The sequence below is a fragment of the Lysobacter yananisis genome (genome assembly GCF_031199375.1).
GTDB lineage: Bacteria > Pseudomonadota > Gammaproteobacteria > Xanthomonadales > Xanthomonadaceae > Lysobacter > Lysobacter yananisis.
Window position 1 is genome coordinate 5,034,367 of sequence record NZ_CP133568.1, and the last position, 25,166, is coordinate 5,059,532.

The 25,166-nt window shown below is 70.4% G+C and carries 14 protein-coding genes; 3 read left to right on the top strand and 11 right to left on the bottom strand.

The window, feature by feature from the left end:
* Positions 1 to 307: 307 nt before the first annotated feature.
* Positions 308 to 3,076, top strand: a complete 2,769-nt coding sequence (gene acnA, locus RDV84_RS20775) for an aconitate hydratase AcnA (RefSeq protein WP_309151450.1) — start codon at positions 308 to 310, stop codon at positions 3,074 to 3,076.
* Between the two features lie 476 nt (positions 3,077 to 3,552).
* Here the strand turns inward: acnA and RDV84_RS20780 are convergent, their stop codons facing one another.
* The 6 genes from RDV84_RS20780 to RDV84_RS20805 form a co-directional block, all read right to left on the bottom strand.
* Positions 3,553 to 4,767 carry a VWA domain-containing protein gene (locus RDV84_RS20780; protein ID WP_309151451.1) on the bottom strand — a complete coding sequence of 405 codons (1,215 nt, stop codon included), beginning with the start codon at positions 4,765 to 4,767 and terminating at the stop codon, positions 3,553 to 3,555.
* Positions 4,764 to 7,181, bottom strand: a complete 2,418-nt coding sequence (locus RDV84_RS20785) for a DUF5682 family protein (RefSeq protein WP_309151452.1) — start codon at positions 7,179 to 7,181, stop codon at positions 4,764 to 4,766. Before RDV84_RS20785 ends, RDV84_RS20780 begins: the two co-directional genes overlap by 4 nt.
* A 7-nt stretch (positions 7,182 to 7,188) precedes the next feature.
* A complete protein-coding gene (locus RDV84_RS20790) occupies positions 7,189 to 8,268 on the bottom strand; it encodes an ATP-binding protein (protein WP_078998638.1) in 1,080 nt (359 codons plus the stop codon).
* Positions 8,269 to 8,327: 59 nt separating this feature from the next.
* Positions 8,328 to 9,881 carry a DUF5691 domain-containing protein gene (locus RDV84_RS20795; RefSeq protein WP_309151453.1) on the bottom strand — a complete coding sequence of 518 codons (1,554 nt, stop codon included), beginning with the start codon at positions 9,879 to 9,881 and terminating at the stop codon, positions 8,328 to 8,330.
* On the bottom strand, positions 9,878 to 11,218 hold the full coding sequence (locus RDV84_RS20800; protein WP_250442709.1) for an SWIM zinc finger family protein: 1,341 nt from the start codon (positions 11,216 to 11,218) through the stop codon (positions 9,878 to 9,880). Before RDV84_RS20800 ends, RDV84_RS20795 begins: the two co-directional genes overlap by 4 nt.
* A 155-nt stretch (positions 11,219 to 11,373) precedes the next feature.
* Entirely contained in the window at positions 11,374 to 11,856 is a 483-nt protein-coding gene (locus RDV84_RS20805; RefSeq protein WP_309151454.1) for a DUF4440 domain-containing protein, read from the bottom strand.
* Positions 11,857 to 12,124: 268 nt separating this feature from the next.
* Between RDV84_RS20805 and RDV84_RS20810 the strand changes: the two genes are divergently transcribed.
* Both RDV84_RS20810 and RDV84_RS20815 read left to right on the top strand, forming a co-directional pair.
* Positions 12,125 to 13,801, top strand: a complete 1,677-nt coding sequence (locus RDV84_RS20810) for a long-chain fatty acid--CoA ligase (protein WP_057947421.1) — start codon at positions 12,125 to 12,127, stop codon at positions 13,799 to 13,801.
* 221 nt (positions 13,802 to 14,022) lie between these two features.
* Positions 14,023 to 14,883, top strand: coding sequence for a crotonase/enoyl-CoA hydratase family protein (locus RDV84_RS20815; RefSeq protein ID WP_057947420.1), 861 nt, complete (start codon positions 14,023 to 14,025; stop codon positions 14,881 to 14,883).
* Positions 14,884 to 14,908: 25 nt separating this feature from the next.
* Here the strand turns inward: RDV84_RS20815 and RDV84_RS20820 are convergent, their stop codons facing one another.
* The 5 genes from RDV84_RS20820 to RDV84_RS20840 form a co-directional block, all read right to left on the bottom strand.
* The gene (locus RDV84_RS20820) at positions 14,909 to 17,101 is read right to left on the bottom strand and encodes an ATP-binding protein (protein WP_309151455.1); all 2,193 of its coding nucleotides are present in this window, start codon (positions 17,099 to 17,101) and stop codon (positions 14,909 to 14,911) included.
* A 15-nt stretch (positions 17,102 to 17,116) separates the two neighbouring features.
* On the bottom strand, positions 17,117 to 18,175 hold the full coding sequence (gene rpfG / locus RDV84_RS20825; protein ID WP_057947418.1) for a cyclic di-GMP phosphodiesterase response regulator RpfG: 1,059 nt from the start codon (positions 18,173 to 18,175) through the stop codon (positions 17,117 to 17,119).
* 454 nt (positions 18,176 to 18,629) lie between these two features.
* Entirely contained in the window at positions 18,630 to 20,147 is a 1,518-nt protein-coding gene (gene lysS / locus RDV84_RS20830) for a lysine--tRNA ligase (RefSeq protein ID WP_078998623.1), read from the bottom strand.
* Between the two features lie 321 nt (positions 20,148 to 20,468).
* A protein-coding gene (gene prfB, locus RDV84_RS20835) for a peptide chain release factor 2 (protein ID WP_101943990.1) occupies positions 20,469 to 21,597 on the bottom strand; the annotation gives its coding sequence in 2 pieces (ribosomal slippage) (positions 20,469 to 21,521 and positions 21,523 to 21,597; 1,128 coding nt in all).
* Between the two features lie 264 nt (positions 21,598 to 21,861).
* Positions 21,862 to 24,924: a VIT domain-containing protein gene (locus RDV84_RS20840; protein ID WP_425606364.1), complete on the bottom strand. Its 3,063-nt coding sequence runs from the start codon at positions 24,922 to 24,924 to the stop codon at positions 21,862 to 21,864.
* Between the last annotated feature and the right edge of the window lie 242 nt (positions 24,925 to 25,166).

Sequence of the window (25,166 nt, forward strand, 5' to 3'; positions counted from 1 at the left end):
CGCGGCCGGTCGCCGACCGCGACGCCGCGCCCACGCAACGCTGTGTTGTCCGTGATGCCGGATCGGCGCGCAAGAAAAACCCGAGGCCGACGAAATGCGCTGCAAAAGCCCGAGGACCGAGCTGCATCGCGCGACCGCGACCGCCGTCGCGATCGAATCGCCTCGACACCCCGTGCACATCCGGCCATCGGCAACTGGTGGATAATCGCCGCACAGACCCCGCCACGCCTTGCGCCGCCCGGTCCACCGCAAGCAGATCCTCGCCCGGCGCGAGGCGCGAGCCAGCACCTCCACAGGAGTTCACCGCATGAGCGACTCGTTTTCGACCCGCCGCCAGTTGTCCGTCAACGGCCGCGACTACACCTACTTCAGCCTGCCGGCGCTGGGCGAGCGCTTCGACATCGCCCGCCTGCCCTATTCGATGAAGATCCTGCTGGAGAACCTGCTGCGCCATGAAGACGGCGGCGCCACGGTCGGCAAGGAGCACATCGAGGCGGTCGCGCACTGGGAGGCCAAGAAGGAGCCCGACACCGAGATCGCCTTCATGCCGGCGCGCGTGGTCCTGCAGGACTTCACCGGCGTGCCCTGCGTGGTCGACCTCGCGGCGATGCGCGATGCGGTCGGCAAGCTCGGCGGCAACGCCAAGCAGATCAATCCGCTGATCCCCTCCGAGCTGGTGATCGACCACTCCGTGCAGGTCGACGTGTTCGGCCGCCCCGACGCGCTCGACCTCAACGGCAAGATCGAGTTCGACCGCAACAAGGAGCGCTACAGCTTCCTGCGCTGGGGCCAGAAGTCGTTCGAGAACTTCAAGGTGGTGCCGCCGAACACCGGCATCGTCCATCAGGTGAACCTGGAAAACCTGGCCCGCGTGGTCATGGGCCGCGAAGTGGACGGCCAGTTGCAGGCCTTCCCCGACACCGTGTTCGGCACCGACAGCCACACCACGATGATCAACGGCATCGGCGTGCTCGGCTGGGGCGTGGGCGGCATCGAAGCCGAGGCGGCGATGCTCGGCCAGCCTTCCTCGATGCTGATTCCGCAGGTGGTCGGCTTCAAGCTGACCGGCAAGCTGCCCGAGGGCAGCACCGCGACCGACCTGGTCCTGACCGTGACCCAGATGCTGCGCAAGCACGGCGTGGTCGGCAAGTTCGTCGAGTTCTACGGCGACGGCCTGCAGCACCTGCCGCTGGCCGACCGCGCGACCATCGCCAACATGGCGCCCGAGTACGGCGCGACCTGCGGCATCTTCCCGATCGACGCCGAATCGCTGAACTACCTGCGCCTGTCCGGCCGCAGCGACGAGCAGATCGCCCTGGTCGAGGCCTACGCCAAGGCCCAGGGCCTGTGGCACGAGCCGGGCCAGCCGCACGCCGAATACTCGGCCACGCTCGCGCTCGACCTCGGCGACGTCAAGCCGTCGCTGGCCGGCCCGAAGCGTCCGCAGGACCGCGTGCTGCTGGAGAACGTGCACGGCAACTTCCAGGAAAACCTCGGCCCGCTGGTCGCCAACCGCAAGCCCCGCGGCGTGGGCTGCGCGATCGAGGAGCTCAACGGCGAAGGCGGCGACCAGCCGCAGGCCAGTGAGCTCGCGGCCAAGCCGGTATCGAAGATCCGCATCCAGGACCAGGACGCCGAACTGTCCGACGGCTCGGTGGTGATCGCCGCGATCACCTCCTGCACCAACACCTCCAATCCGGCGGTGATGCTCGGCGCCGGCCTGCTCGCGCGCAACGCCGCCAAGCTGGGCCTAAAGTCCAAGCCGTGGGTCAAGACCTCGCTCGGGCCGGGCTCGCTGGTGGTGACCGACTACCTCAAGAAGGCCGGCGTGCTCGACGATCTGGAGAAGCTCGGCTTCTACGTGGTCGGCTACGGCTGCACCACCTGCATCGGCAATTCCGGCCCGCTGCCGGACGAAGTCTCCAAGGGCATCGCCGAGAACGAGTTGGTGGTGGCCTCGGTGCTGTCGGGCAACCGCAATTTCGAAGGCCGCGTGCATCCGGAAGTGAAGGCCAACTACCTGGCCTCGCCGCCGCTGGTGGTGGCGTACGCGATCGCCGGCACGGTCAACATCGACCTGACCCAGGAGCCGATCGGCAAGAGCAGCGACGGCAAGGACGTGTTCCTGCGCGACATCTGGCCGTCGAACAAGGAAATCGGCGACACCATCGCCGCGACGGTGGGCCCGGAACTTTTCGCGCAGAACTACGCCGACGTGTTCAAGGGCGACACCCGCTGGAACCAGATCGCCTCGCCGGACGGCGAGTCGTTCCAGTGGGACGAGGCCTCGACCTACATCAAGAACCCGCCCTACTTCGACGGCATGACGATGGACGTAGGCAGCATCGACGACGTGCACGATGCGCGGGTCATGGGCCTGTTCGGCGATTCGATCACCACCGACCACATCTCGCCGGCCGGCAACATCAAGAAGGACTCGCCGGCGGGCCGCTTCCTGGTCTCGCGCGGCGTGCAGCCGGCGGACTTCAACAGCTACGGCTCGCGCCGCGGCAACGACGACGTGATGGTGCGCGGCACCTTCGCCAACATCCGCATCAAGAACCTGATGTTCGGCGGCGAGGAAGGCGGCAACACGCTGTACTACGGCAAGGACGGCGCCGAGCCGGAGAAGCTGGCGATCTTCGACGCGGCGATGAAGTACAAGGCCGACGGGGTGCCGCTGGTGGTGTTCGCCGGCAAGGAATACGGCACCGGCTCCTCGCGCGACTGGGCGGCCAAGGGCACCAACCTGCTCGGAGTCAAGGCGGTGATCGCCGAGAGCTTCGAGCGCATCCACCGCTCCAACCTGGTCGGCATGGGCGTGCTGCCGCTGCAGTTCAAGGACGGCGAGAACGCACAGAGCCTGGGGCTGGACGGCTCCGAGGTGGTCAGCGTGACCGGCCTGGACGACGGCAAGGCCAAGACCGCGACGGTGACGGCGAAGAAAGCCGACGGCAGCGAGATCAAGTTCGAGGCGAAGGTGTTGTTGTTGACACCGAAGGAAGTGGAGTACTTCCGCCACGGCGGGATCCTGCATTACGTGCTGCGGCAGTTGGCGGCGAAGAAGGCGGCCTGAGTCCAGGCGTCTTGCGAAAGGCCTGGGCGTTCGCCCGGGCCTTTTGCGTTTTGGCGCGTCCGAACTCAGAGCGTTGCCGCGATTCTCTTTCGCCGTAATTCCGGCGAAAGCCGGACTCCATTCTTATCTTGTCGTTGCCGTTGCTTTTAGCTTGGACGCAACCGCACCCGAGGCCCGCGCTCCGCAGCCCCGGAGGGCGCGCGCATGGATGCGCGCGTGCGCCATGGGACATGGATGTCCCTTATGGCGCAGCCCCGCGCAAGGTGCTGGACTTAGTGGCTTGTGACCTTAAACAAGCGTTTTTCTTTGGCTACTTTCTTTTGTCGCGCTGACAAAAGAAAGTTGCTCGGCCGCTTGCGGACGAAAGCTTTTGATTGCCGCTTGTCGTCACATGAAACATCAATAAGAGCGCAAGCAACACATCAAATGGATTCCGGCTTTCGCCGGAATGACGTGCGTCGGCTTTGTGGCGCGCCCTAACCTTCCGCCCGCGTCGGCACCAACCCATTCCCCGCCGCCCACTGATTGACGTCGTCGCGCCGGATCGCCGCAGCCATCAATCCTGGAAACGCATCCGGCGTACACGCGAACGACGGCACGCCCAGCGCGGCCAGTTTCGCCGCCAGCGCCTGGTCGTACGCCGGCCGGCCCTCGTCGCTCAGCGCCAGCAACACGATGAACTGCACGCCGGCCTCGACCAGTTCCTGCGCGCGCGCCAGCAGCTTGGCCTCGACCCCGCCTTCGTACAAATCCGAGATCAGCACCAGGATGCTGTTGCGCGGCTCGCGGATCAGACCTTGGCAATAGGCGACCGCGCCGTGGATGTCGGTGCCGCCGCCGAGCTGCACGCCGAACAGCAGGTCGACCGGGTCGTCGAGCTGTTCGGTCATGTCGACCACCGCGGTGTCGAACACCACCAGCCGGGTCGATACCGCCGGCAGCGAAGCCATCACCCCGCCGAAGATGCTCGAATACACCACCGACGCCGCCATCGAGCCGCTCTGGTCGATGCACAGGGTGATCTCGCGCTGCGGCCGCCGCGACTTGCGGCCGAAGCCGATCAGCTGTTGCGGAATCACGGTGTTGTACTCGGGCTGCCAATGCTTGAGGTTGGCGCGGATGGTGCGGTTCCAGTCGATCTCGGCGTGGCGCGGCCGGCGGGTGCGGCGGGCGCGGTCGAGCGCGCCGGTCACCGCCGAGCGCATCGGCTCTTCGAGCTTGCGCATCAGTTCCTCGACCACGCGCCGCACCACCATGCGCGCGGTCTGCTTGGTCTCGGCCGGAATAACGCCCGACAGCGACACCAGGTTGGCGACCATGTGCACGTCGGGCTGGATGCCTTCGAGCATCTCCTTTTCCAGCAGCATCTGGCGCAGGTCCAGGCGCTGCAGGGCGTCGCGCTGCATCACCTGGACCACGCTGGTCGGGAAATACTTGCGGATGTCGCCGAGCCAGCGCGCCACGTTCGGCGCCGAGCCGCCGCGGCCGCCGCGCCGCGACAGGCCGCCGGGGCCGCTGGGTTCGTACAGCGCGGCCAGGGCCGCGTCCATCGGCGACAGGCCGGCGCCGAGGCCGCCGCAACTGTCCTGGGCCTCGCTGCCCAGGACCATGCGCCAGCGCTCCTCGCGCGTGCTCGGCGTCGCCGCGTCGGCGGGCAGGTCGGTGTCGGCGCTATCGGTTGCCGCGCTCATCGCGCATCTCCTACCGGCTCGAGGCCGAACAATTCGCGCAGCAACGGCAGCGCGCGCGCCGCGCGGGCGGCGTCCCACGACGATCGCGCCGCCGCGGCCGGCGCGGCGCCCAGCGGGCGCTTGACCCGCTGGCCGAGGTCGCGCCGGTCGGCGGCCTCGAACTCGGCGAAGCTGCGCCGCAACAACGGCACCACGCGCAGGAAATGCTCGTGGCCCAGGTTCGAGACCCAGCCGTCGATCAGGCCCCACACCGCGTCGTCGTGCAGCAGCACCGCGGCGTTGCGGTTGAGGAAGCCGTCCAGCCAGTGCGCCGCGTCCAGCGGCTCGGCGCCGAGCGAGAGGTTGAGCCCCAGTTCGCGCGCGACCGCTTCGCCGTCGAAGGCGCCGGCGTCGAACAGCAGGCGCGTGGCCACGCCGCGCAGCAGCGGGGTGGCGCTCAGCGCCAGCGCGAGCTGGCGCAGGGCGCCGCGCCAGGTCGCGGTCTGGGCCTCGTCCTCGCGCAGCGCGACCGCGCGGTCGGCGGCGAGCAGGGTTTCGCGCGCGTCGCCCGCGGCTTCTTCGTCGAGCCCGCCCAGCGCGATGGTCAGGCCGATGCAGGCGCGCGCGAGCATGCCGTCGAACAGATGCCGCACCTGCGCCGCGTCGGTGTTGCGCACGTTGCCGTAGCGCTGCACGTTGGCCAGCGCCGGCAGCGCCGCCAGCAGCGACAGCGGATCGGCGTCCACCGCGGCGCGCGCCTGCAGTTCGGCCGCCACCGCTTGCACCGCATCGGGCAGGTTCGCCAGCAGCACCCGGTCGATCAGGCGCGAGAGATCCGGCAGGCGCTCGGCCTGGCGCGCGGATTCGATCGCGCGCGCGGTCGCGGCCTGCGCCACGGTCTGGCCGTAGCGACTGGCGACGATCAGCTCGATCTCGAACCCCGGCTGCCAGGCCAGTTCCCACACTTCGCGGAAGCTGCCGCGCGAACGCCCGGCGCCGCCGAGGCGGCCCCAGCCGATGTCCAGCAGCAGCAACCGGTGCAGCAGTTCGCTGCGCTGCAGGTCGGTGTCGTTGCGCAGGTCCAGTTCCAGCGGCTTGCTCAAGGCTTCGGCCTTGAGCCGCAGGCGCTTGCGCTGGGCCTCCAGATCGCGCTGCAGCGGCACGGTCGGAACCGCCTCGGGCACCGAGCCGATCCGCTCGCCGATCATCAGCGCCTGCTCGATCAGCCGCATCGGCGCGTCGTCGCCGTTGCACAGGATGCTCAGGGTGGCTTCGTTGAGTTCGACCAGGCTCGGCGCCGGACGCTGGCGCAACGCGGCCAACGTGTCGGCCAGACGCGCGGCCTCGATCAGGTGCGCGGACGAGCAGTCCAGCGCGTGTTCGCGCAGCACCCGCGCGACCCGCGCGAACCAGCCGACGGTGCGGCCCTGGCTGCCGCCGTGCCGCCACAGGTGTTCGTACCAGCCCGGCGAATCGATGCCGGCGCCGTAACCGCTGGCGCTGCTGAGGTGGCGGTAGGTCCACGGCACCCAGGTCGCGGCGGCCTTGAGCTTGGGCAGGTCCTTGAGCAGGGCCTTGTCGGCCGCGGCGGTGGCCTTGCCGGCCAGCGCCGGCACGTGCCAGGCGCCGCAGACCACGGCGATGCGCTCGAAGCCCTGCTTGACCGCCTCGCGGATGCCGCTGCGCATGTGCGCCTCGCGCAGCGCTTCCTCGCGCGGGTCCAGGCCGTTGCCCAGCTCGGCGTGGTCGCGCAGTTCGGCCATGGCCGCGGCGATCGCCTCGAACAGGCCTTCGCCGTCGCCGCGCTCTTCGACCATGTGGTTCCACCAGCTCTCGCCGTCGGCGTAGCCGGCGGCGTGGGCGAGCCAGTCGAGCGGATCGCGCTGGCCGTGGCCGTCCGCGGTCGGTTCGGCGGCGTCCTCGGCCTGGGGTTCGGACGCGGACACGGGAGCTGCGCCCTCGGCGCGCGTTTCCGACGCCGCGGGCGCGGCCTCGATCCGCGCCGCGTCGTCGGCGAGTTCCTGCGGCGACTGCGCCTCGCCTTCGCCAGCGACCTCGCCCGCCGGCTGCGCCTGCGCCTCGCCGGCGAAGCGCTCGCGCCGCGCCCGCTGCCAGGCCAGGCTGGCCCCGGCCGGCACGTCGATGAAGCGCACCGTCGCGCCCTGCTCCACCGCCCAGCGCATCGCCTGCCATTCCGGCGAGAACTCGGCGTAGGGATGGAACACGGCCAGCTGCGGATCGTCGACGCCGTAGGACAGCAGCGCCACCGGCGGCTGCAGTTGCGCGTCGCGCAGGTGCTCGACCATGGCCTCCGCGCCGGCCGGGCCCTCGATCAGCAAGCAGTCCGGCCGCAACGCGTCCAGCGCCTTGCGCAGGCTGCGCGCGCAGCCCGGGCCGTGGTGGCGGATGCCGAAATAACTGAGCGTGGCGCTCATGCGCGGATCACAGCTGCTCGCGGAAGGCGCGGTAAAGGTCCTTCCACTCGGCGCGTTCCTTGACCACGGTCTCCAGGTACTCCGTCCACACCACCTGGTCCTGCACCGGGTCCTTGACCACCGCGCCGATCATGCCCGCGGCCATGTCGGCCGGACGCAGCACGCCGTCGCCGAAGTGCCCGGCCAGGGCCATGCCGTTGTTGATCACCGAGATCGCCTCGGCGGTGGACAGGGTCGAGCTCGGCGTCTTGAGCTTGGACTTGCCGTCCTCGGTCTGGCCGTTGCGCAGTTCGCGGAAGATGCGCACGATCCGCGCGACTTCCTTCAGCGCCGGCGGTTCGGCCGGCAACTCCAGCGCGCGGCCAAGTTCGTGCACGCGCTTGACCACGATCGAGACTTCCTCTTCCTCGCTCGACGGCACCGGCAGGATCACCGTGTTGAAGCGGCGCTTGAGCGCGCTCGACAACTCGTTGACGCCCTTGTCGCGGTTGTTGGCGGTGGCGATCACGCTGAAGCCGCGCGCGGCCTGCACTTCGCTGCCGAGTTCCGGCACCGGCAGGGTCTTCTCCGACAGCACCGTGATCAAGGTGTCCTGGACGTCGGCGGGGATGCGGGTCAGTTCTTCGACCCGGGCGATCTTGCCGAGCTTCATCGCGTTCATCATCGGGCTCGGCACCAGCGCGTTCTCGCTGGGGCCGTGGGCCAGCAGTTGCGCGTAGTTCCAGCCGTAGCGGATCTGCTCTTCGCTGGTGCCGGCGGTGCCCTGGATCAGCATGGTGGAGTCGCCGCTGATCGCCGCGCTCAGGTGCTCGGACACCCACGACTTGGCCGTGCCCGGCACGCCGAACAGCAGCAGCGCGCGGTCGGTGGCGACGGTGGCGACGGCGATCTCCATCAAGCGGCGGTTGCCGATGTACTTGGCGCTGACCTCGAAGCCGTTGTCGAGCTTGCCGCCGATCAGGTAGGTCACCACCGCCCACGGCGACAGCTTCCAGTTGGCGGGACGCTGGCGGTCGTCGGCCTTGGCCAGTTGTTCGAGCTCTTCGGCGAACTGGATTTCAGCGTGTTGGCGCAGGACGGCGGTCATCGGAACTCCGTGTGGATGAGGTTTGATTCGAAGATTCGAAGATTCGGGGGCCGGGCGGCTCAGGCGTGCAGCAGCCGGCGCAGCTGCGCGGTGCGCTCCAGGCCGGCGAGGCAGTCGGCCAGGGCCGGGGTGTCGTCGGGTGCGCGCGGCGGCGCCTGCCAGCCGTGCAGCGCCTGCGGGTGCAGCGCTTCCAGCAGCGTCTGGGCGTTCTGGCGCAGGCTCCAGTCCTGGCGCAGGGTGTCGCCGGCCTGCTGCAGGCCTTCGCCGACCAGGCGCGAGTAATCCAGCGGCAGCCACTGCCCCGGCGCGCAGGAGCCGAGCACCTCGTCCAGGCGGCCGCTGCGGCACAGCTCGGCGAAACTGCGCGGCCAATGGCGCACGCGCTGCGCCGGCGGCAGCAGCGCCAGCAGTTCGCCATGGTGCTCGCCGAAGGCGCGGCCGGGCGCGTCGAGCATGGCCTGCACCCAGTCGCCGTCGTCGCGGTGGATGCGTTCGATCCAGCCGCGGTACAGCGCCTGCTTCCAGTCGCTCTTGCCGGCCCAGGCCAGCAGCGCGGCGGGGTCCATGCCGGTGCGCTCGCACCACCAGCGCAGCGGCATCTGCCGCGCCAGCTGGTACAGCCACCACGCGCGCTCGCCGAGCGCGTCGTTCTGCGGCCGCGCGGCGTCGATGGCCGCGGCGGCCCACTCGGGATCGGCGGCCTGCGGCGCGTCGAGCGTCCAGCGCTTGACCAGCAGCACGCGCTCCTGGGTCAGCAGCGGCGCCAGCCACGCGGCCAATCGCTGCGCATGCGCGGACTGCGGCAGGCGCGCGAGCAGGCTCGCGGCGAGCCGGCGCACTTCGCGGCCGCGGTCCTTGAGCAGGCCGGCCAGCAGCGCCTCGTCGTCCGCGTCGAGCCCGGCGTCGAACTCGGCGACGAACGCGGCGCGTTCCTTCGCCGGCAACTCGCCGAGTTGTGCCTGCAACATCTCTCTCGCGCGCGCGGGCTCGGCCGCGCGGACCCGCGCGAACAGGGCCAGGCGCTGTTCGAAACTGCCTTCCTGCCACAGGCGCGCGACCTCGGCCGCCGAATCGGTGGGCTCGTCCTCGCCCACGATGTTCTCGCCCGCGCCGGCCGCGCCGCGATCGGCGTAGCGCCAATCCGGATTGAGCCGGGCCAGCCACAGCCCGCGTTCGCCGAGCACCGGCAGCAGCGCCGGGCGCAGCCGCGCGCGCTGGCGGCCGGCATCGAGCGCGGACGCCAGCGCCGCGGCCGGCAGCGCGCGGCCGAGCGCGGCCAGGCGCTGGCAGGCTTCGTGGTGCAGGCGTTCGCTGTCGCCGCGGAAGATCGCGGCCAGCGCCGGCGCCAGCGGCTCGCCTTCGCCGATCATGCGCGCGTCGTCGGGCGCGGCCGGCGGCGGCTCGGCCGCGGCCGGCGCGAGCTCCACCGCGGCCAGCCGGCACGCCGCCATCGCCGCGGCGCCGCGGGCGTAGCGCGCCAGCGCGTCGTCGCCGTCGATCTGCTCCAGCAACTCGCCGACCGGCGCGGGAAACGCCGGCGCGCGCGCGCCGTCGATGCCGACCAACGCCGGCTTGATCCAATCGCCGCCGGCGTCCGCAAGGTTCGCGCTCATGCCGCCAGGCTCCAGTTGTGCGCCGCGTCTTCGCCGCGCCAGGCGCTCAGCGGCCGCAGTTCGCGGCCGTCCCATTCGCCCATCACCTGCAGTGCGCGGCCGCCGCTGCGCGCGAGCAGATTCCAGCCGGCCGCGTCGCCCAGCGCCAGCGGCAGGCGCCCGGCCGGGGTGTGCAGCCACCAGCGTTCGTTCTCGTACAGCGGTATCGCATCGGCCAGCGCCAGCGGCCACCATTGCAGCCACGGGTTCGCGGCGAACGCGAGCGAGGCGGCTTCGATGGCGTCGGCGGCCGGCTGCGACCAGCGCGGCGCCGGCTGCGCCGCGCCCTGCTCCAGCGCCAGCGCGCGCAGCGGCGCGCTGCCGGGGAAGAAGCGCAGGGTCGCCTCGACCGCGCGCCCGTCCAGCCATTGCTGCTCCCAGCCGCGGCCGCCGTAGGCGTAGTCGTGCAGCAGCGCGTCGCGGCCGCTGGCCTGCCCGCGCAGCCACACCCGGCGTTCGAACAGGCGGTCGTCGCGTTCGTCGATGCGCTGGCCCTGGACGATCCAGCGATCGCTCACGCTTTCGCCGAGCGTGGACAAATCGTCCTTGTCGTAGACCCAGCCCAGCGCGGTGCGCACGTCGGCCAGGCGTTGCGGCGACAGCGTCGCGCGCCGGACCACCGCTTCGCGCAGCAGCCAGATCAGGCCGAAGCGCTCGATCACCGCCGGCGCGCCGGCGATGCCGGCGGCCATGGCGTCGGTCGCGGCCAGCAACTGCGCCGACAGCGCCGGCGCCTGCGCGTCGACCATGCGCGCCGCCATCGCCGTCCACTCGGCGCGTTGCTGCGCGCCGAACGAAGCCAGCCCGCGGCGCAACTGATCGCCGATCCAGCGCTGCAGTTCGGCGGTGCCCTGGTCGATGCGCTTCCAGCGCGCGGCCTCGCGCTTCGCGGCCGCGGCGGCGGCGGCTTCGGGATCGGCCGCCTGCGCGGCGACCGCCTTGGCCGCGGCCTGTTCCTTCTTTTCGGCGCGGTCGCGGCGCGAGTTCAGCCATTCCTCGACCCAGGCCGGCCGCGCGTCCGCGGCGATGCCGCCGCGCGCATGCATCAACAGCAGCGCCAGCGCGTGCTTGCACGGGAACTTGCGGCTGGGACAGGAGCAGCGGGTGACCAGCGCGCCCAGATCGACCTGAGCCTGGTAGGGCTTGGCGCCGCTGCCCTTGCATTCGCCCCACAAGGCCTCGGCGTCGCCGCCCAGGCTCACCCAATGTCGGTCGGAGGCCAAGCCGGTGGCGGCCTTGGCCGAAGCGCCGTCGGGCGCCAACGCAAGCGCCTGTTCGGCGGTCAGGGCAGATTCCATTGCGAACCGGTCCCCACCGGCGGCGTCCTTGTGATGGACGTCAGCATAACTGAGGAGCGAGGAGTGAGCGTGGAGGAGTGAGGAGTGAGCGACAGCGAAGCCCGAAGGGCTCCTGCTTTCGCTCACTCCTCACTCCTCCACGCTCGCTTCTCGCGCTAAAGCCTCGGCGTCCACTCGGCCGAGATCATCCGCCATTCGCCGTCGCGCTCGCGCCAGCCCGTTCGCACCTGGTAGAGCTGCGCGGCCTCGGGCAAGGCGTTGCCGGCGCCGCCGCCGAGCGCGGCTTCGAACTCGACCGTGGCGCGGTCGCCCTTGACCTCGAAGCGCGGCGCGGCCACGCGCACCCATACGTCGCGATAGCGCAGGAAGCTGGCCGCGGCCAGCCGGCGCGCGCCTTCGCGGTCCAGGCCCTGCGGGCCGACGAAGTCATCGGCCAGTTGCGCCCGCACCGCCTTGGCGTCGCGCGCCTGGATCGCGTCCTGCAACTGGGTCATCGACGCGCGCAGGCGCTGCTCCGGCGAGCCGCCGCCGCAGGCGGCCAGGGCCAGCAGCGCGGTCGCCAGCCAGCCCATGCGCGCGCCCGCGCGGGCGGCGCTCCGTAGCGGCTGCGTCCGGTCGATCGCGAACAGTGTGAACATGGCGGATTTCCCCTTCTGAACGCTGCAACGGACGTATTCGCACGACCGTTCGCCCACTCGGCCGGCGGCGCGGCGCCGCGCGGTCCGTGCCGGAGCCAAGCCCGGCCGCCGCCGATCCTGACAGGTCCGCGGCGCTCGCCACAACGCCGCCGGGCACCGCCTTGCCACCCGCTAGAGCCTATGCTCCAATCGAGAAAACACACCGTACGCCGGCGCACTTCGCGGCAAGCGGACAGAAAATCGACGAGCGATTAAAGAGGGGATCGCGATGAGTTTGAACCGTCCGTGGCTTGCCCACTATCCGCAGGGCGTGCCGGCCCAGATCGACGTGGAGGAATTTCCCTCCGTGGTCTCGGTGCTGGAGAACGCGATCGAGAAATTCCGCGACCGCCCCGCCTTCCGCAACTTCGGCAAGACACTGACCTACGGCGACATCGACCGGCTCAGCGCGCAGTTCGCCGCCTACCTGCTCGGCGAGCTCAAGCTCAAGAAGGGCGATCGCGTCGCGATCATGATGCCCAACTGCCTGCAGTACCCGATCGCGACCTTCGGCGTGCTGCGCGCCGGCCTGACCGTGGTCAACACCAATCCGATGTACACCCCGCGCGAGCTCAAGCACCAGCTCGACGACTCCGGCGCGAAAGTCATCTTCGTGCTCGACAACTTCGGCAAGACCGTGCAGGACGTGGTCGCCGGCAGCTCGGTGCAGGTGATCGGCACCGGACTGGGCGACATGGTCGGCGGGCTCAAGGGCCCGGTGATGAACTTCGTGCTGAAGTACGTCAAGAAGATGGTGCCCGACTACGACATCCCCGGCGCGGTGCGCTTCCGCGACACGCTGACCCTTGGGCAGATGCACAAGCTGCCGCAGGTCGACATTTCGCACGACGACATCGCGTTCCTGCAATACACCGGCGGCACCACCGGCGTGGCCAAGGGCGCCATGCTGACCCACCGCAACCTGGTCGCGAACATGCAGCAGGCCGCGGCGTGGATCGGCACCAACGCGCGCATGGGCGAAGAGATCATCATCACCGCGCTGCCGCTGTACCACATCTTCGCGCTGACCGCGAACGGCCTGGTGTTCATGAAGTTCGGCGGCCTCAACCACATGATCACCAACCCGCGCGACATGCCGGCGTTCGTGAAGGAGTTGCAGGAAAACCGCTTCACCGCGATCACCGGCGTCAACACGTTGTTCAACGGCCTGCTCAACACGCCCGGCTTCGACAAGGTCGATTTCTCCGGCCTGCACCTGACCCTGGGCGGCGGCATGGCCGTGCAGCGCTCGGTCGCCGAGCGCTGGAAGCAGGTCACCGGCGTGACCCTGGTCGAGGCCTACGGCCTGACCGAGACCTCGCCGGCGGCGTGCATCAACCCGATGGACCTGGCCGAATACAACGGCGCGATCGGCCTGCCGATCTCTTCCACCGACGCCTGCCTCAAGGACGAAGACGGCAACATCCTGGCGATGGGCGAAGTCGGCGAGCTGTGCATCAAGGGCCCGCAGGTGATGAAGGGCTATTGGCAGAAACCCGAGGAAACCGCCAAGGTCATCGACGACGACGGCTGGCTGCATACCGGCGACATGGCCAAGATGGACGAGCAAGGCTTCTTCTACATCGTCGATCGCAAGAAGGACATGATCCTGGTCTCGGGCTTCAATGTGTATCCGAACGAGATCGAGGACGTGATCGCGCTCATGCCCGGCGTGCTGGAAGTGGCCGCGGTCGGCGTTCCCGACGAGAAGTCGGGCGAGGCGGTCAAGGTGGTGATCGTCAAGAAGGATCCGGCGCTGACCGCCGAGGACGTCAAGGCGCACGCGCGCGCCAACCTCACCGGCTACAAGCACCCCAAGTTCGTCGAGTTCCGCAAGGAGCTGCCCAAGACCAACGTCGGCAAGATCCTGCGCCGCGAGCTGCGCGACCCGCCGCCGGCGGCGTGAAGACGCGTGAGCATGGGTGGGACGCGGTGCGGGTAAAATAGCCCGCGCAACGCCCCGGTCCTGCGGAGAAACAAGCAAGAACCCGCGCAAGCCCCTCTCCGGAGGGGCTTTTGTTTTTGCGGCGGAATCGGGGTGTAGCATCGATGCGTGGGCTCCAACCATCGCCGCTCGCGGCCCACCGCACCCTGCCCTGCGGGCGGCCATCGCCGAGGACCGCATCCATGAGCACCATCGAAAAGCTGCACCGCGTACGCGCCTACCCCACCCTGCGCATCGAGTCCGCCCCCGACGGACTGGCGCACTGGCTGTACATGCACGAGGACGTCGGCCTCGGCGTGCGGCCGTGCTTCCGCACCCCGCTGATGGAAGACATGTGGGCGTTCCTGTCCTCGATCAGCCTGCGCGAAGGCCAGGCGCCGAGCGAATTGCGCCACGTGGTGCTGGCCTCGTCGGCGCCGGCGTTCAACCTCGGCGGCGACCTGGAACTGTTCTCGCGCCTGATCCGCAGCCAGGACCGCGAGCGCCTGCTTTCCTATGCGCAGCGCTGCGTCGACGGCGTCCACCACATCCACGGCGGACTCGGCGGCGACGTGCACACCATCGCCCTGGTCCAGGGCGACGCGCTCGGCGGCGGGCTGGAACTGGCGCTGTCGTGCCACACCATCGTCGCCGAGGAAGGCGTCGACATGGGCCTGCCGGAGGTGGTGTTCGACCTGTTCCCGGGCATGGGCGCGTACTCGTACCTGTGCAAGCGGGTCAGCCCGCGCGTGGCCGAGAAACTGATCATGGACGGCGCGCTGCTCAGCAGCGAGGAGATGCACCGGCTGGGCGTGGTCGACGTGCTGGTGCCGCGCGGCCAGGGCGAGGCGGCGGTGGCCGACCTGATCCGCCGCCAGCAGCGTTCGCCGCACTCGCAGCTGGCGATGAACAAGATGCGCCAGATCGCCCAGCCGACCAGCTACCAGGAACTGATGGCGATCACCGAGCTGTGGGTCGACACCGCGCTGGCGCTGCCGGACAAGGCGCTGCGGACCATGGACCGGATCGTGCGCGCGCAGGAGCGTCGGGCCGTGGCCGCGTAACCGCCATGTTCCCCTCGACGGCGTTTCAGGGGGAGCGCTCGTCGCCGTCACGCGCGTGGCGTTGCCGCTCGCGTGCTTCGAGCGCTTCCCGGCCCTGGGCCAGACGCTCGTTCAACGCACCCTGCCGGGATCGCCACTCGGCAGCGACCTGCCAATCCGGCAGCCGCATCAGATCGCCGGCCGCGGCCGCGAGCCTGACCAACCCCAGATTGCTCGCCACGCCCTTGAGCGCGTGGCCGTGTTCGCGCACGCGTTCCCACTGGCCGCGCTCGCCCGCGTCGGCCAGGGCGACGATGCAGCCGTCGGCGTCGCGCAGGCACTGGGCGACGAATTCGCGCTCGAAGCCCTCGCCCATGCCGAGGCTGCCGAGTTCGTCGAGCACCGAAGGATCGAAACCGTTGTCCTGCTGAGCGCCGGACGACGCGGCCTCCGTGCGCACCGGCATCGGCGCGGCGGCGGCGATGCGGCCGGCGGCCGCGATCTCGGCCAGCGTGTCGAGCAGGCGCACGGTCGATACCGGTTTAGCCAGGAACGCGCGCGCCCCGGCCTGCTGGCAGGCCTGGATCGAATCGGGCGTGACGTCGGCGCTGAGCACCACCACCGGCGTGCGCCGGCCGCCGCCGGCTTCCATCACCCGCAGCTCGCGCAGCAGGTCCAGGCCGCTGATGCCGGGCATGTGCAGGTCGGCGACCACCGCGTCGTAGTCGCTCACCGCCAGCGCGTTCAACACTTCCTCGCCGCCTTCGACGCAGACCGCGCGATGGCCGGCCTTCTGCAACAGCCGCTGCAGCACCATGCGGTTGGCGGCGTGGTCGTCGGCGACCAGCACCTGCAGGCTGCGCACCCGCGCGCGGTGGCGCAGGAACGGGTCGGAAAAGGCGATGACGTTTTCCGGATCGTTGCGCGGGGTCGGCTCGACCGCGTCGGCCTCGGCCAGGGCCGGCTCCGGCACCGGCGCCACGCGCTGGAACGGCAGCTCCACCCAGAACCGGCTGCCGCGCTGCTCGGTGCTCTCGAAGCCGATGCTGCCGCCCATGGCTTCGGTCAGGCCCTTGGCGATGGTGGTGCCCAGGCCGGTGCCGCCGTAGCGGCGCGCCAGGCTGACGTCGGCCTGCTCGAACGCCTCGAACAGGCGCTGGCGCATCGCCAGCGGAATGCCGATGCCGGTATCGGTCACGGTGAAACGCAGGCGCACGCCGCCGCTGTCGGCCTGGCCGACCACGCCCAGTTCCAGCCGCACGCTGCCGTGGTCGGTGAACTTGACCGCGTTGCCGGTGAGATTCAGCAGCACCTGGCGCAGATGGCCGACATCGCCGCGCAGCAGCGCAGGCACCTCGGCGGCGATATGGGTCTCGTAGCGCAGTTGCTTGGCCCGCGCCTGCGGCTGCAGGATCAGGCCGATGCCCTCGATCAGTTCGCGCGGCGAGAACTCGGCGAGATTCAGCTTGAGCTTGCCGGCCTCGATCGCGGAGATGTCGAGCACGTCCTCGACCAGCGCCAGCAGGCTGCGGGTCGAGGCCTGGATGGTGTTGAGGCATTCGCGCTGTTCGGCGTCCAGGCGCGTGGTCGCCAGCAGTTCGGACATGCCGGCCAAACCGTTGAGCGGGGTGCGGAACTCATGGCTCATGTTGGCCAGGAACCGGCTCTTGGCCTCGTTGGCGCGCTTGGCCTCGTCGGTGGCGCGCACCAGTTGGCGCAGCAGGCCGGTCAGGTACAGCGGGATCGCCGCCAGGCCCAACTCCAGGCCGATGCCGAGCACCGGGTTGCCGCGCCAGTAGTCGCTGAACCACAGCACCGAGCCGAAGCTGGCCAGGGCCATGGCGACCGCGCCGAACAGATAGCCGGTACCGAAGCGTAGGCCGTTGCCGATGGTCACCCACATCAGGATCACGTAGACCCAGGCCAGCGGCTCGCCGATGTGGATCATCGCCGCGGCCATCAGCCCGTAGTCCGAGCACATGCCGATGATCCGGCGCAGGTGCGAGCGGCCGGGCGCGGCCAGGATCCAGCCGATCAGCACCACGCCGACGCTGAAACCGGTGACCACCATCAGCAGCACGTTGTTGTACTGGACCACCGGCATGCCGCCGCCGCTGCCGCGCGCCAGCATGTAGGCCAGCACCACGAACAGCACGGCGATGCGGACGAAGGCCTGGCCGTGCTCGCTGTCCGCGCGTTGGGACAGCGTGGACCGGAACCAGTTCAGCAGGCGGATCATCGGGTTGCTCCAGGTTTACTCCAGGCCGGGCCTGCTGGGTACCGTGGAAAAACGCGCGCACAGTTCGTCCAGGCGGGTACGGCTGCGGATCAAGGCATCGACGCAGCGCGGGTCGAACAGGCGGCCGCGCTGGGCGTACAGGTAACCCAGCGCCGCGTCCACGTCCCAGGCCTTCTTGTACGGACGCGGCGAGATCAGCGCGTCGAACACGTCGGCCACCGCCACGATACGCGCTTCCAGCGGAATTTCCTCGCCGACCAGCCCGTCGGGATAGCCCGAGCCGTCGTAGCGCTCGTGATGGCGCAGCGCGATCAGCGCGCCGGCCTGGATGAAACGGTTCTGGCTGCCGCTGAGCAGCTCGTAGCCGATCTTGGGATGGCGGCGCATGATCGCCGTCTCTTCCTCGGTCAGCGGACCGGGTTTCATCAGCACCGCGTCGGGAATGGCGATCTTGCCGATGTCGTGCAGCGGCGCGGCCATCTCGATGACCCGGATCTCGTCCTCGAACATGCCCAGCTGTTCGGCGATGAGCCCGGCGATGTGGGCCATGCGCTCCAGGTACGCGCTGGTGCCGGCGTCGCGGAACTCGATCGCCCGCGCCAGCCGCGACAGGGTCTCGCGTTCGCGCTCCTCGACCTCGTGCATGCTCGACAGCAGCCGCTGCTCCAGCGACAGCGCGCGCTGCTTGACGTTCTCGGACTGCTGGCGCAACGCCAGCAGGTTGCGGCAACGCGCGCGCAGTTCGCGCGGACGCACCGGCTTGACCAGGAAGTCGATGACCCCGGCCTCCAGCGCGGCCTGGCGCACCGGCTCGTCGCCGACCACGGTCACCAGGATGATCGGGATGTCGCGGTGCATCGGCAGGCGGCGGAAACGGCGGGCGAATTCCAGGCCGTCGATGCCGGGCATGCGGTAGTCGAGCAGCAACAGGTCGGGCTGGTGGCTCTCGCACCACGCCAGCGCGGCTTCGGGCTCGCCGAAGTCGTGCACCTGCAGTTCGGACGCAATGTCCTCGATGATGTGGCGCAGCATCGTCCTGGCGGACGCTTGGTCATCGACGATAACGACGTTCACTCAACGGTACCCGTAGTGAGGCCGCCCCCTGCGGCTGCCGGTCTGCGAGCATACTCCGCCGCGCCGTGCCGAGGCAGCCGCCGAAAGTCCCGGCACACCCTGCGTGGGCCGGCATTCACCTGAAGCCATGAGCGATTGCGCGGCATTCATCACGCTTTGTACGCAAACCCGATAAGCCAACGGCCAGCGGGGGCTGGCCGTTGTCGATGGTGCACGACGTGGCGGCCGGGCGCCCTGGGCCGCTCGGCTCCAGTGCGCGGACCGCCGCAGTATGCCCCGATCCGGTCGCGCGCGCTGCGACCCGCGCGCGGTCGGCGCGGGCCTGTCTGCCCTGGCGCGGCGGCCGCTGACGCTGCGCGGTTCGCGCCAGGATGGTTCCAGGCGATGCCGCCAGCACAGGAACAACCGACGCCGACGACACGCGCGCGGCGGCGCGCGGACCGCCGCGGCCGGCTCAGGCGCCGGCTTCGGGACGCATGTACGGGAACAGCAGCACGTCGCGGATCGAGGACGAACCGGTCAGCAGCATCACCAGCCGGTCGATGCCGATGCCGAGGCCGCCGGTCGGCGGCAACCCCACCTCGAGCGCCCGAATGTAGTCGGCGTCGAAGTGCATGGCCTCGTCGTCGCCGCCGTCCTTCTGCGCCACCTGCGCCTGGAAGCGCGCGGCCTGGTCCTCGGGGTCGTTGAGCTCGGAGAAGCCGTTCGCCAGTTCCTTGCCGCCGACGAACAGTTCGAAGCGGTCGGTCAGTTCCGGGTCCAGGTCGTTGGCGCGCGCCAGCGGGCTGACTTCCACCGGGTGGTCGGTGATGAAAGTCGGCTGGATCAGGGTGTGCTCGACGGTCTTCTCGAAGATCTCCAGCAGCAGCTTGCCCCAGCCGTAGGACGGCTTGACCGCGACCTTCAGGCGCGCGCAGTGGGCGCGCATGGCGGCCAGGTCGCGCAGTTCCTCGCGCTTGATCTGCGGGTTGTGCTCCAGCACCGCGTCGGTCATCGACCAGCGGCGGAACGCCGGGCCCAGGTCGATGGCGTTGCCGTCCCACTCGACCTGGGTCGTGCGCAGCACGTCGTTCGCCGCGTGGCGGATCACCGCCTCGGTCAGGTCCATGATCTCGGTGTAGGTGGCGTAGGCCTCGTACAGCTCGAGCATGGTGAATTCGGGGTTGTGCCGGGTCGACACGCCCTCGTTGCGGAAGTTGCGGTTGATCTCGTAGACCCGCTCCAGGCCGCCGACGGTCAGGCGCTTGAGGTACAGCTCCGGCGCCACGCGCAGGTACAGCTGCAGGTCGAGCGCGTTGTGGTGGGTCGTGAACGGCTTGGCCGTGGCGCCGCCGGGGATGTAATGCATCATCGGCGTTTCCACTTCCAGGAAGCGGCGCGCGTCGAGCCAGGCGCGCATCGCGCGGATGATCTTGGAGCGCTTGACGAACACCTCGCGCGAATCGGGCGAGACGATCAGGTCGACGTAGCGCTGGCGGTAGCGCTGCTCGACGTCGGCCAGGCCGTGGAACTTGTCCGGCAGCGGGCGCAGCGCCTTGGTCAGCAGGCGCAGCGATTCGGCCTTGACCGACAGTTCGCCGGTCTTGGTCCGGGTCAGCGCGCCTTCGGCGGCGACGATGTCGCCCACGTCCCAGCCCTTGAACTTGTCGTAGGTGTCGCCGAGCGCGTTGGCCTGCAGGAACAGCTGCAGGCGGCCGGACTCGTCCTGGATCTGGACGAAGCTGGCCTTGCCCATGACCCGCTTGAGCAGGATGCGGCCGGCCACCGCGACGCGATGCGCCTTGGCGTCGAGCGCCTCCTGGGTCCACAGGTCGGCATCGGCGTAGAGCGCGTGCAGGTCGCCGGCGTAGTCGCCGCGACGGAAATCGTTCGGGAACGCGATGCCCTCCCCGCGCAACGCCGTGAGTTTCGCCCGGCGCTCGGCGATCAGGTGGTTCTCGTCGATGGGCGGCTGCTGGGTTTCGTCGGTCATGGTCTTGGCGATGCGGATGGGGGATGCGTGAGGGGGCAGATTACTGAAGTCCCGCGGCGCGTGCGCGAAACGCCGGCCGCGGTCGGCCGGCGATGCGGCGGGGCCGGGCGGGAATCTGCGGCGAAAGAGCGTCGCGATGAAGCCCTGGATTCCCGCGTTCGCGGGAACGACGGCGGGAGGGATACGCGTTGCGCCGGATAGCGCGAGCGAACGGAACGGACGGGAGGAACGGGGCCGACGCGGCAAGCCGGAGGGCGCCGCGGGCGCGCGATGGCGCCCGGGGCCGGGCCGGAGACGGCATCGCCGCCTCCGGCGCGCGGCTTACACCGCGTCGCTGCGTTTCGAGCCCACTTCCAGGCCGGCCTTGAGGCTGGCCTCGACGAATTCGTCGAGATCGCCGTCGAGCACCTTCTGGGTATCGCTGCGCTCGATGCCGGTGCGCAGGTCCTTGATCCGGCTCTGGTCGAGCACGTAGTTGCGGATCTGGCTGCCCCAGCCGATGTCCGACTTGGTCGCCTCGACCGCGTCGCGCTCGGCGTTGCGCTTCTGGATTTCCAGCTCGTACAACTTCGCCGCCAGCATCTTCATCGCGCGGTCGCGGTTGGCGTGCTGGCTGCGCTCGGTCTGGCACGCCACCACGATGCCGCTGGGGACGTGGGTGATGCGCACCGCCGATTCGGTCTTGTTGACGTGCTGGCCGCCGGCGCCCGAGGAGCGGTAGACGTCGGTCTTCAAGTCGGCCGGATTGATCTCGATGTCGATCTTGTCGTCGACTTCCGGCGACACGAACACCGAGGTGAAGCTCGTGTGGCGGCGGTTGTCGGAGTCGAACGGCGACTTGCGCACCAGCCGGTGCACGCCGGTCTCGGTCTTGAGCCAGCCGTAGGCGAAGTCGCCTTCCACCCGGAACGTGGCCGACTTGATGCCGGCGACGTCGCCGCCGCTGACTTCCATCAGCTCGGCCTTCCAGCCGCGCGATTCGGCCCAGCGCAGGTACATGCGCAGCAGGATTTCGGCCCAGTCCTGGGCCTCGGTGCCGCCGGCGCCGGCCTGGATGTCGACGAACGCCGAGGCGCTGTCCATCTGCCCGGAGAACATGCGGCGGAACTCGAGTTTCTCGACTTCCTTGGCGTAGCGCTCGACGTCCTCGACCACCGCCAGCGCGGTGGACTCGTCGTCCTCCATCTCGGCCAGTTCCAGCAGCTCCAGGCCGCCGACCAGGCCCTCGGTGAGGGTGTGGATGCCGTTGACGACCTTTTCCAGCGCGGCGCGCTCGCGGCCGAGGTTCTGCGCCCGTTCGGCGTCGTTCCAGACGTCGGGGCTTTCCAGCTCGCGGTTTACTTCTTCCAGGCGCTCGACTTTGGCGTCGTAGTCAAAGATACCCCCTGAGCGAATCCAGCCGGCCCTTGAGGTCGGCGATTCGCTGGCGGACGGGATTGAGTTCGATCATGTCCGGGTTTGTGCGTGTGCGGATGAACCGGCGATTCTAGCAGGCCATGAGGCCCCGCGCGGCCCGCCGCCCTTGTAGGAGCGGCGCGAGCCGCAACCGCGCCCTCGCCCGCCGCGGCGCAACCGACCGCGGCCCGCGCGGCGGCACGGCGACGGGCCGCAGCGGCGCGGGAGGATCGGACCCCGGGGTTCGACGCGGCGGGCGGTGGCGCGGTCGCGGCTTGCGCCGCTCCTGCAGGCAGCCACCGCCGCCGCGTCGCGGCGGTCACTTCACTTCGAATTCGCCGACCAGGACGGTGTCGCGCGAATCCTTGAGCCGCAGGGTGACCTTGCGGTCGACCTGCCCCGCACCGCCGAACCCGGTGCTCAGCCACAGCTGCAAGGTGGTCGCGCCGGTCACCAACTGCTGGCGGCTGCCGAAGAAATTGGCCTCGACCTTGTACTTGCCCGGCTTGGGCTTGCGCAGCGAAAACTCCTCGGGCCCGTAGCCGCCGGTGAAATCCTCGGTGATGCGGCCGCCCTGGAAGGTCTGCTTGTGGCCGTAGAAGCACTTCTCGCCATTCGGGTCGGTGACCCACAGGTCCATGTCGGAGTTGTCGCTGTCCCAGCTCAACACCGCGCGCAAGCCCAGCGGCAGGTTGCGGCGCAGGCGCGGATCGACCTGGGCCAGATCGGTCTCGCCCGGATGCGCCGCGGCGATCGCGTTGAGCTCGGCCAGGGCGATCTCCTCGATTCCGGGGAACCGGTCGTCCCAGTCGCGCACGACGACTTCGTAGAGGTTGTCGACCGCGCGCTGCGGCTGGCCGGCGGCGGCGTAGGCCAGGCCGAGATCGCGGAAGCTCTGCGGCTCTTCCTCGGCCAGGCGCAGCACCCGCTCGAACACCGGCACCGCCAGCTTCGGTTCGCCGATCTGCAGCAGGCGGTAGCCGAGCACGCGCAGGACGTGGCGGTTCTCCAGGTCCAGCTCGGCCAGGTTCGACAGCACCCGCAAGGCGAGGTCGCGTTGACCCTTGGATTCGAGCACGTCGGCGACGTCGAGGTAGAACGCGGTGCTGGCGGCGTGCGAATCGCGCTCGTCCAGGTACAGGCGGTAGACCTGCGCGGCCGGCGCGGCGCGCAGGCGGCGGGCGTAGGGCGAATCGGGCTGCCAGGGCTGCAGGGCGATGCTCGCCGCGCGGCCGTCCGGGCCGGCGACGTCGGCCTTGGCTTCCTCCGGGGAAGCGATGCGGCTGCCGGTCACCGTGATCGCGTCCAGCGAGGAGGCTCGCGCGGCCGGCGCCGCGGCGACCGGCATCGGCATCGGTTGCGCGGGCGGCGCCATCGCCGCCGGCAACTCGGGTATCGACACGGCCTCCTCGCGCACGGCCCGCGACTCGGACCGGCGGCGCAGCGTGTCGGCCTCGCTCGCGGCCGCATCGGCGGCGGCGGCAATGGGCGCGGCAACGGGCGCGGCATCGGCGATCGGCAACGGCGGCGCGTAATGCACGCTGCCGTCGCCGTTCTCGTCTTCCGGGTCGTAGCCGCCTTCGACCGCACGGTTGACCCGCGCCACCAGCCCCTTCGGCGGGTTCTTCGGCCAGTCGCGCTGCCACCACTCGATGCGCCGCGCGTACAGCTCGGCGACGCGGTCCAGGCTGGCCTTGCGGGTGCTGTCGCGCTCGCTCGCCTGGGCCGCCTTGAGGCGCTGGAACTCGTCGCGGCGATCCGGCGGCGCGATGTCGTAGCGCACGTAATCGGCGATGTCGTCGAGCACGATCAGCGAGGTTTCGCCGGTGACCACGCCGAAGCCCTGGCCCAGGCGCGCGATCGCGGCGCGGTTGGTCTCCGGGTCGGCTTCGAGCCGGGCGATGGCGTAACGCGCCCACAGCCGCGCGGGGAACGCCGAGGCCGGGGCGTCGGCGCCGATCTTCACGCTCTGGCGGCGCTCGCCCTGGCCGTCGGCCACGCGCAGGTTCAACTCGGCGCGGGCGTCGCGCAGGCGGCCGGCAATGCGCAGCAGGCCGTCGTCGGGAAACGCGGACTGCACTTCGATCCGGTCGGCGCCGAGCGCGTCCGCGCCGAGCAGGCGCGGGCCTTCTTCGAGCAGTCCGGCGGCGACGCGGTCGAGTTCGCCGGCGCGCTGCCAGCTCAGCAAGCGGCCGCCGTGGGCCTGGGCCAGCGCGCCCAGGCGCGCGGCGTCGGCGTCGGCCGAGTTGAGCGCGTACAGGCGCTGGCCGGGCGCGAACTGCGGCAGGCCGCCGGCGCCGTAGTTGAACAAACCGTCGCCGAACAACAGGTACTCGCCGACCTGCGGCCGCGCCTGCCAACTGTCGGCGGCAGTGGCGCCGTCGTAGACCGTGCTTTCCAGTTCGCGCCGCAGCGCCGCCCAGTCGCCGTTCTCGACCTGGAACACGCGCGCCGGTTCGGCGCGGTCGCGCAGCCGGATCAGGCTCGCCTCGATGCGGCCGGCGCGGCGGAAGTAACGATCCAGCAAGGCCAGCTCGCTGGCGTGGTCGCGCTTGCGGCCGGAGGCCGAGCTGTCCCAGACCACCGCCACCGACGCCGGCAGCACGCGCGGCGCGCTCGCGCCCTGCAGCGGCACTTCGGCGAGGAAGTAGCGCTCGCCGTCGTGCTCCTGGACATAGGCCCGTGGCCCGGTCGCGGCGGCCACGCTGACCGCCAGCCGGCCGCCGGCCGGCGCGCGCGCCAGGGCCAGGGTGTAACCGCCGCCGCGCGAACTCACCCGCGCCTCGCCGCCGGGACCGTCCACCTGCGGCTTGGCCGCGCTGCGCAGTTGCAGGTCGAAAGCTTGCGCGCCGGCGGCGAACGCCAGCGGCAGCTCGAAGCGCCACTGGCCGTCGTGGCGGCGCAGCGCCTCGCGCAGTTCCAGCCGGACCCGGCGCGTGCCCTGGGCCGGGATCGGATAGATGCGCAGCTTGAACTGGTTGCCGGCGGTCTGCTCCAGCAAGGCCGGGTCGGCGCCGCGGCGCTCGATCGCCTCGAACACTTCGCGGCCCTTGTCCTTGGGCACCGGCACCGCCGGGCGCAGGCGGCCGTCGATGTCCAGGGCGAAGCCGTCGATCTGCTGGCCCTCGCTCAGCGGGAACTGCAGTTCGCCTTCGAGCACGCGGTTGTTGGGATTGCGGAACACCAGCTCGATCGCGGTGTGGGCCAGGCCGCCGCTGAGCTCGGCGTCGATGCGCGCCGATTCGAGCCGGATCGGGGTTTCGGCCTCGCGCGCCACCAGCAGCGGCGCCGGCGGCGGCGGCGCGGTGACGTCGCCGCGGATCGGGGTTGGGCGGGACGAAGGCTGGCCGAACGCGGCCAGGCCGATGGGCAGGGCCAGCATCAAGCCGGCCAGGGCGACGGGAAGACGGGAACTCACCGGGTGCGTCCTTGTAGTGGGCGATGGGGCTGTCAACGCGCGGCGTGGCGCGATGGGGTCAGCCGGTCCTTCGTCCAGCATCGGCGCGAACCCGGGCGCGGCGCAATCCCCGCGCCGGGCCGGCGGGAGCGGCCACGGCGCGAAGTCGACGGCCTTGCGCCCTCGCCTTCGCGCCGCGGCGGCGCCGGTGCGCCGCCGCCCTCGCC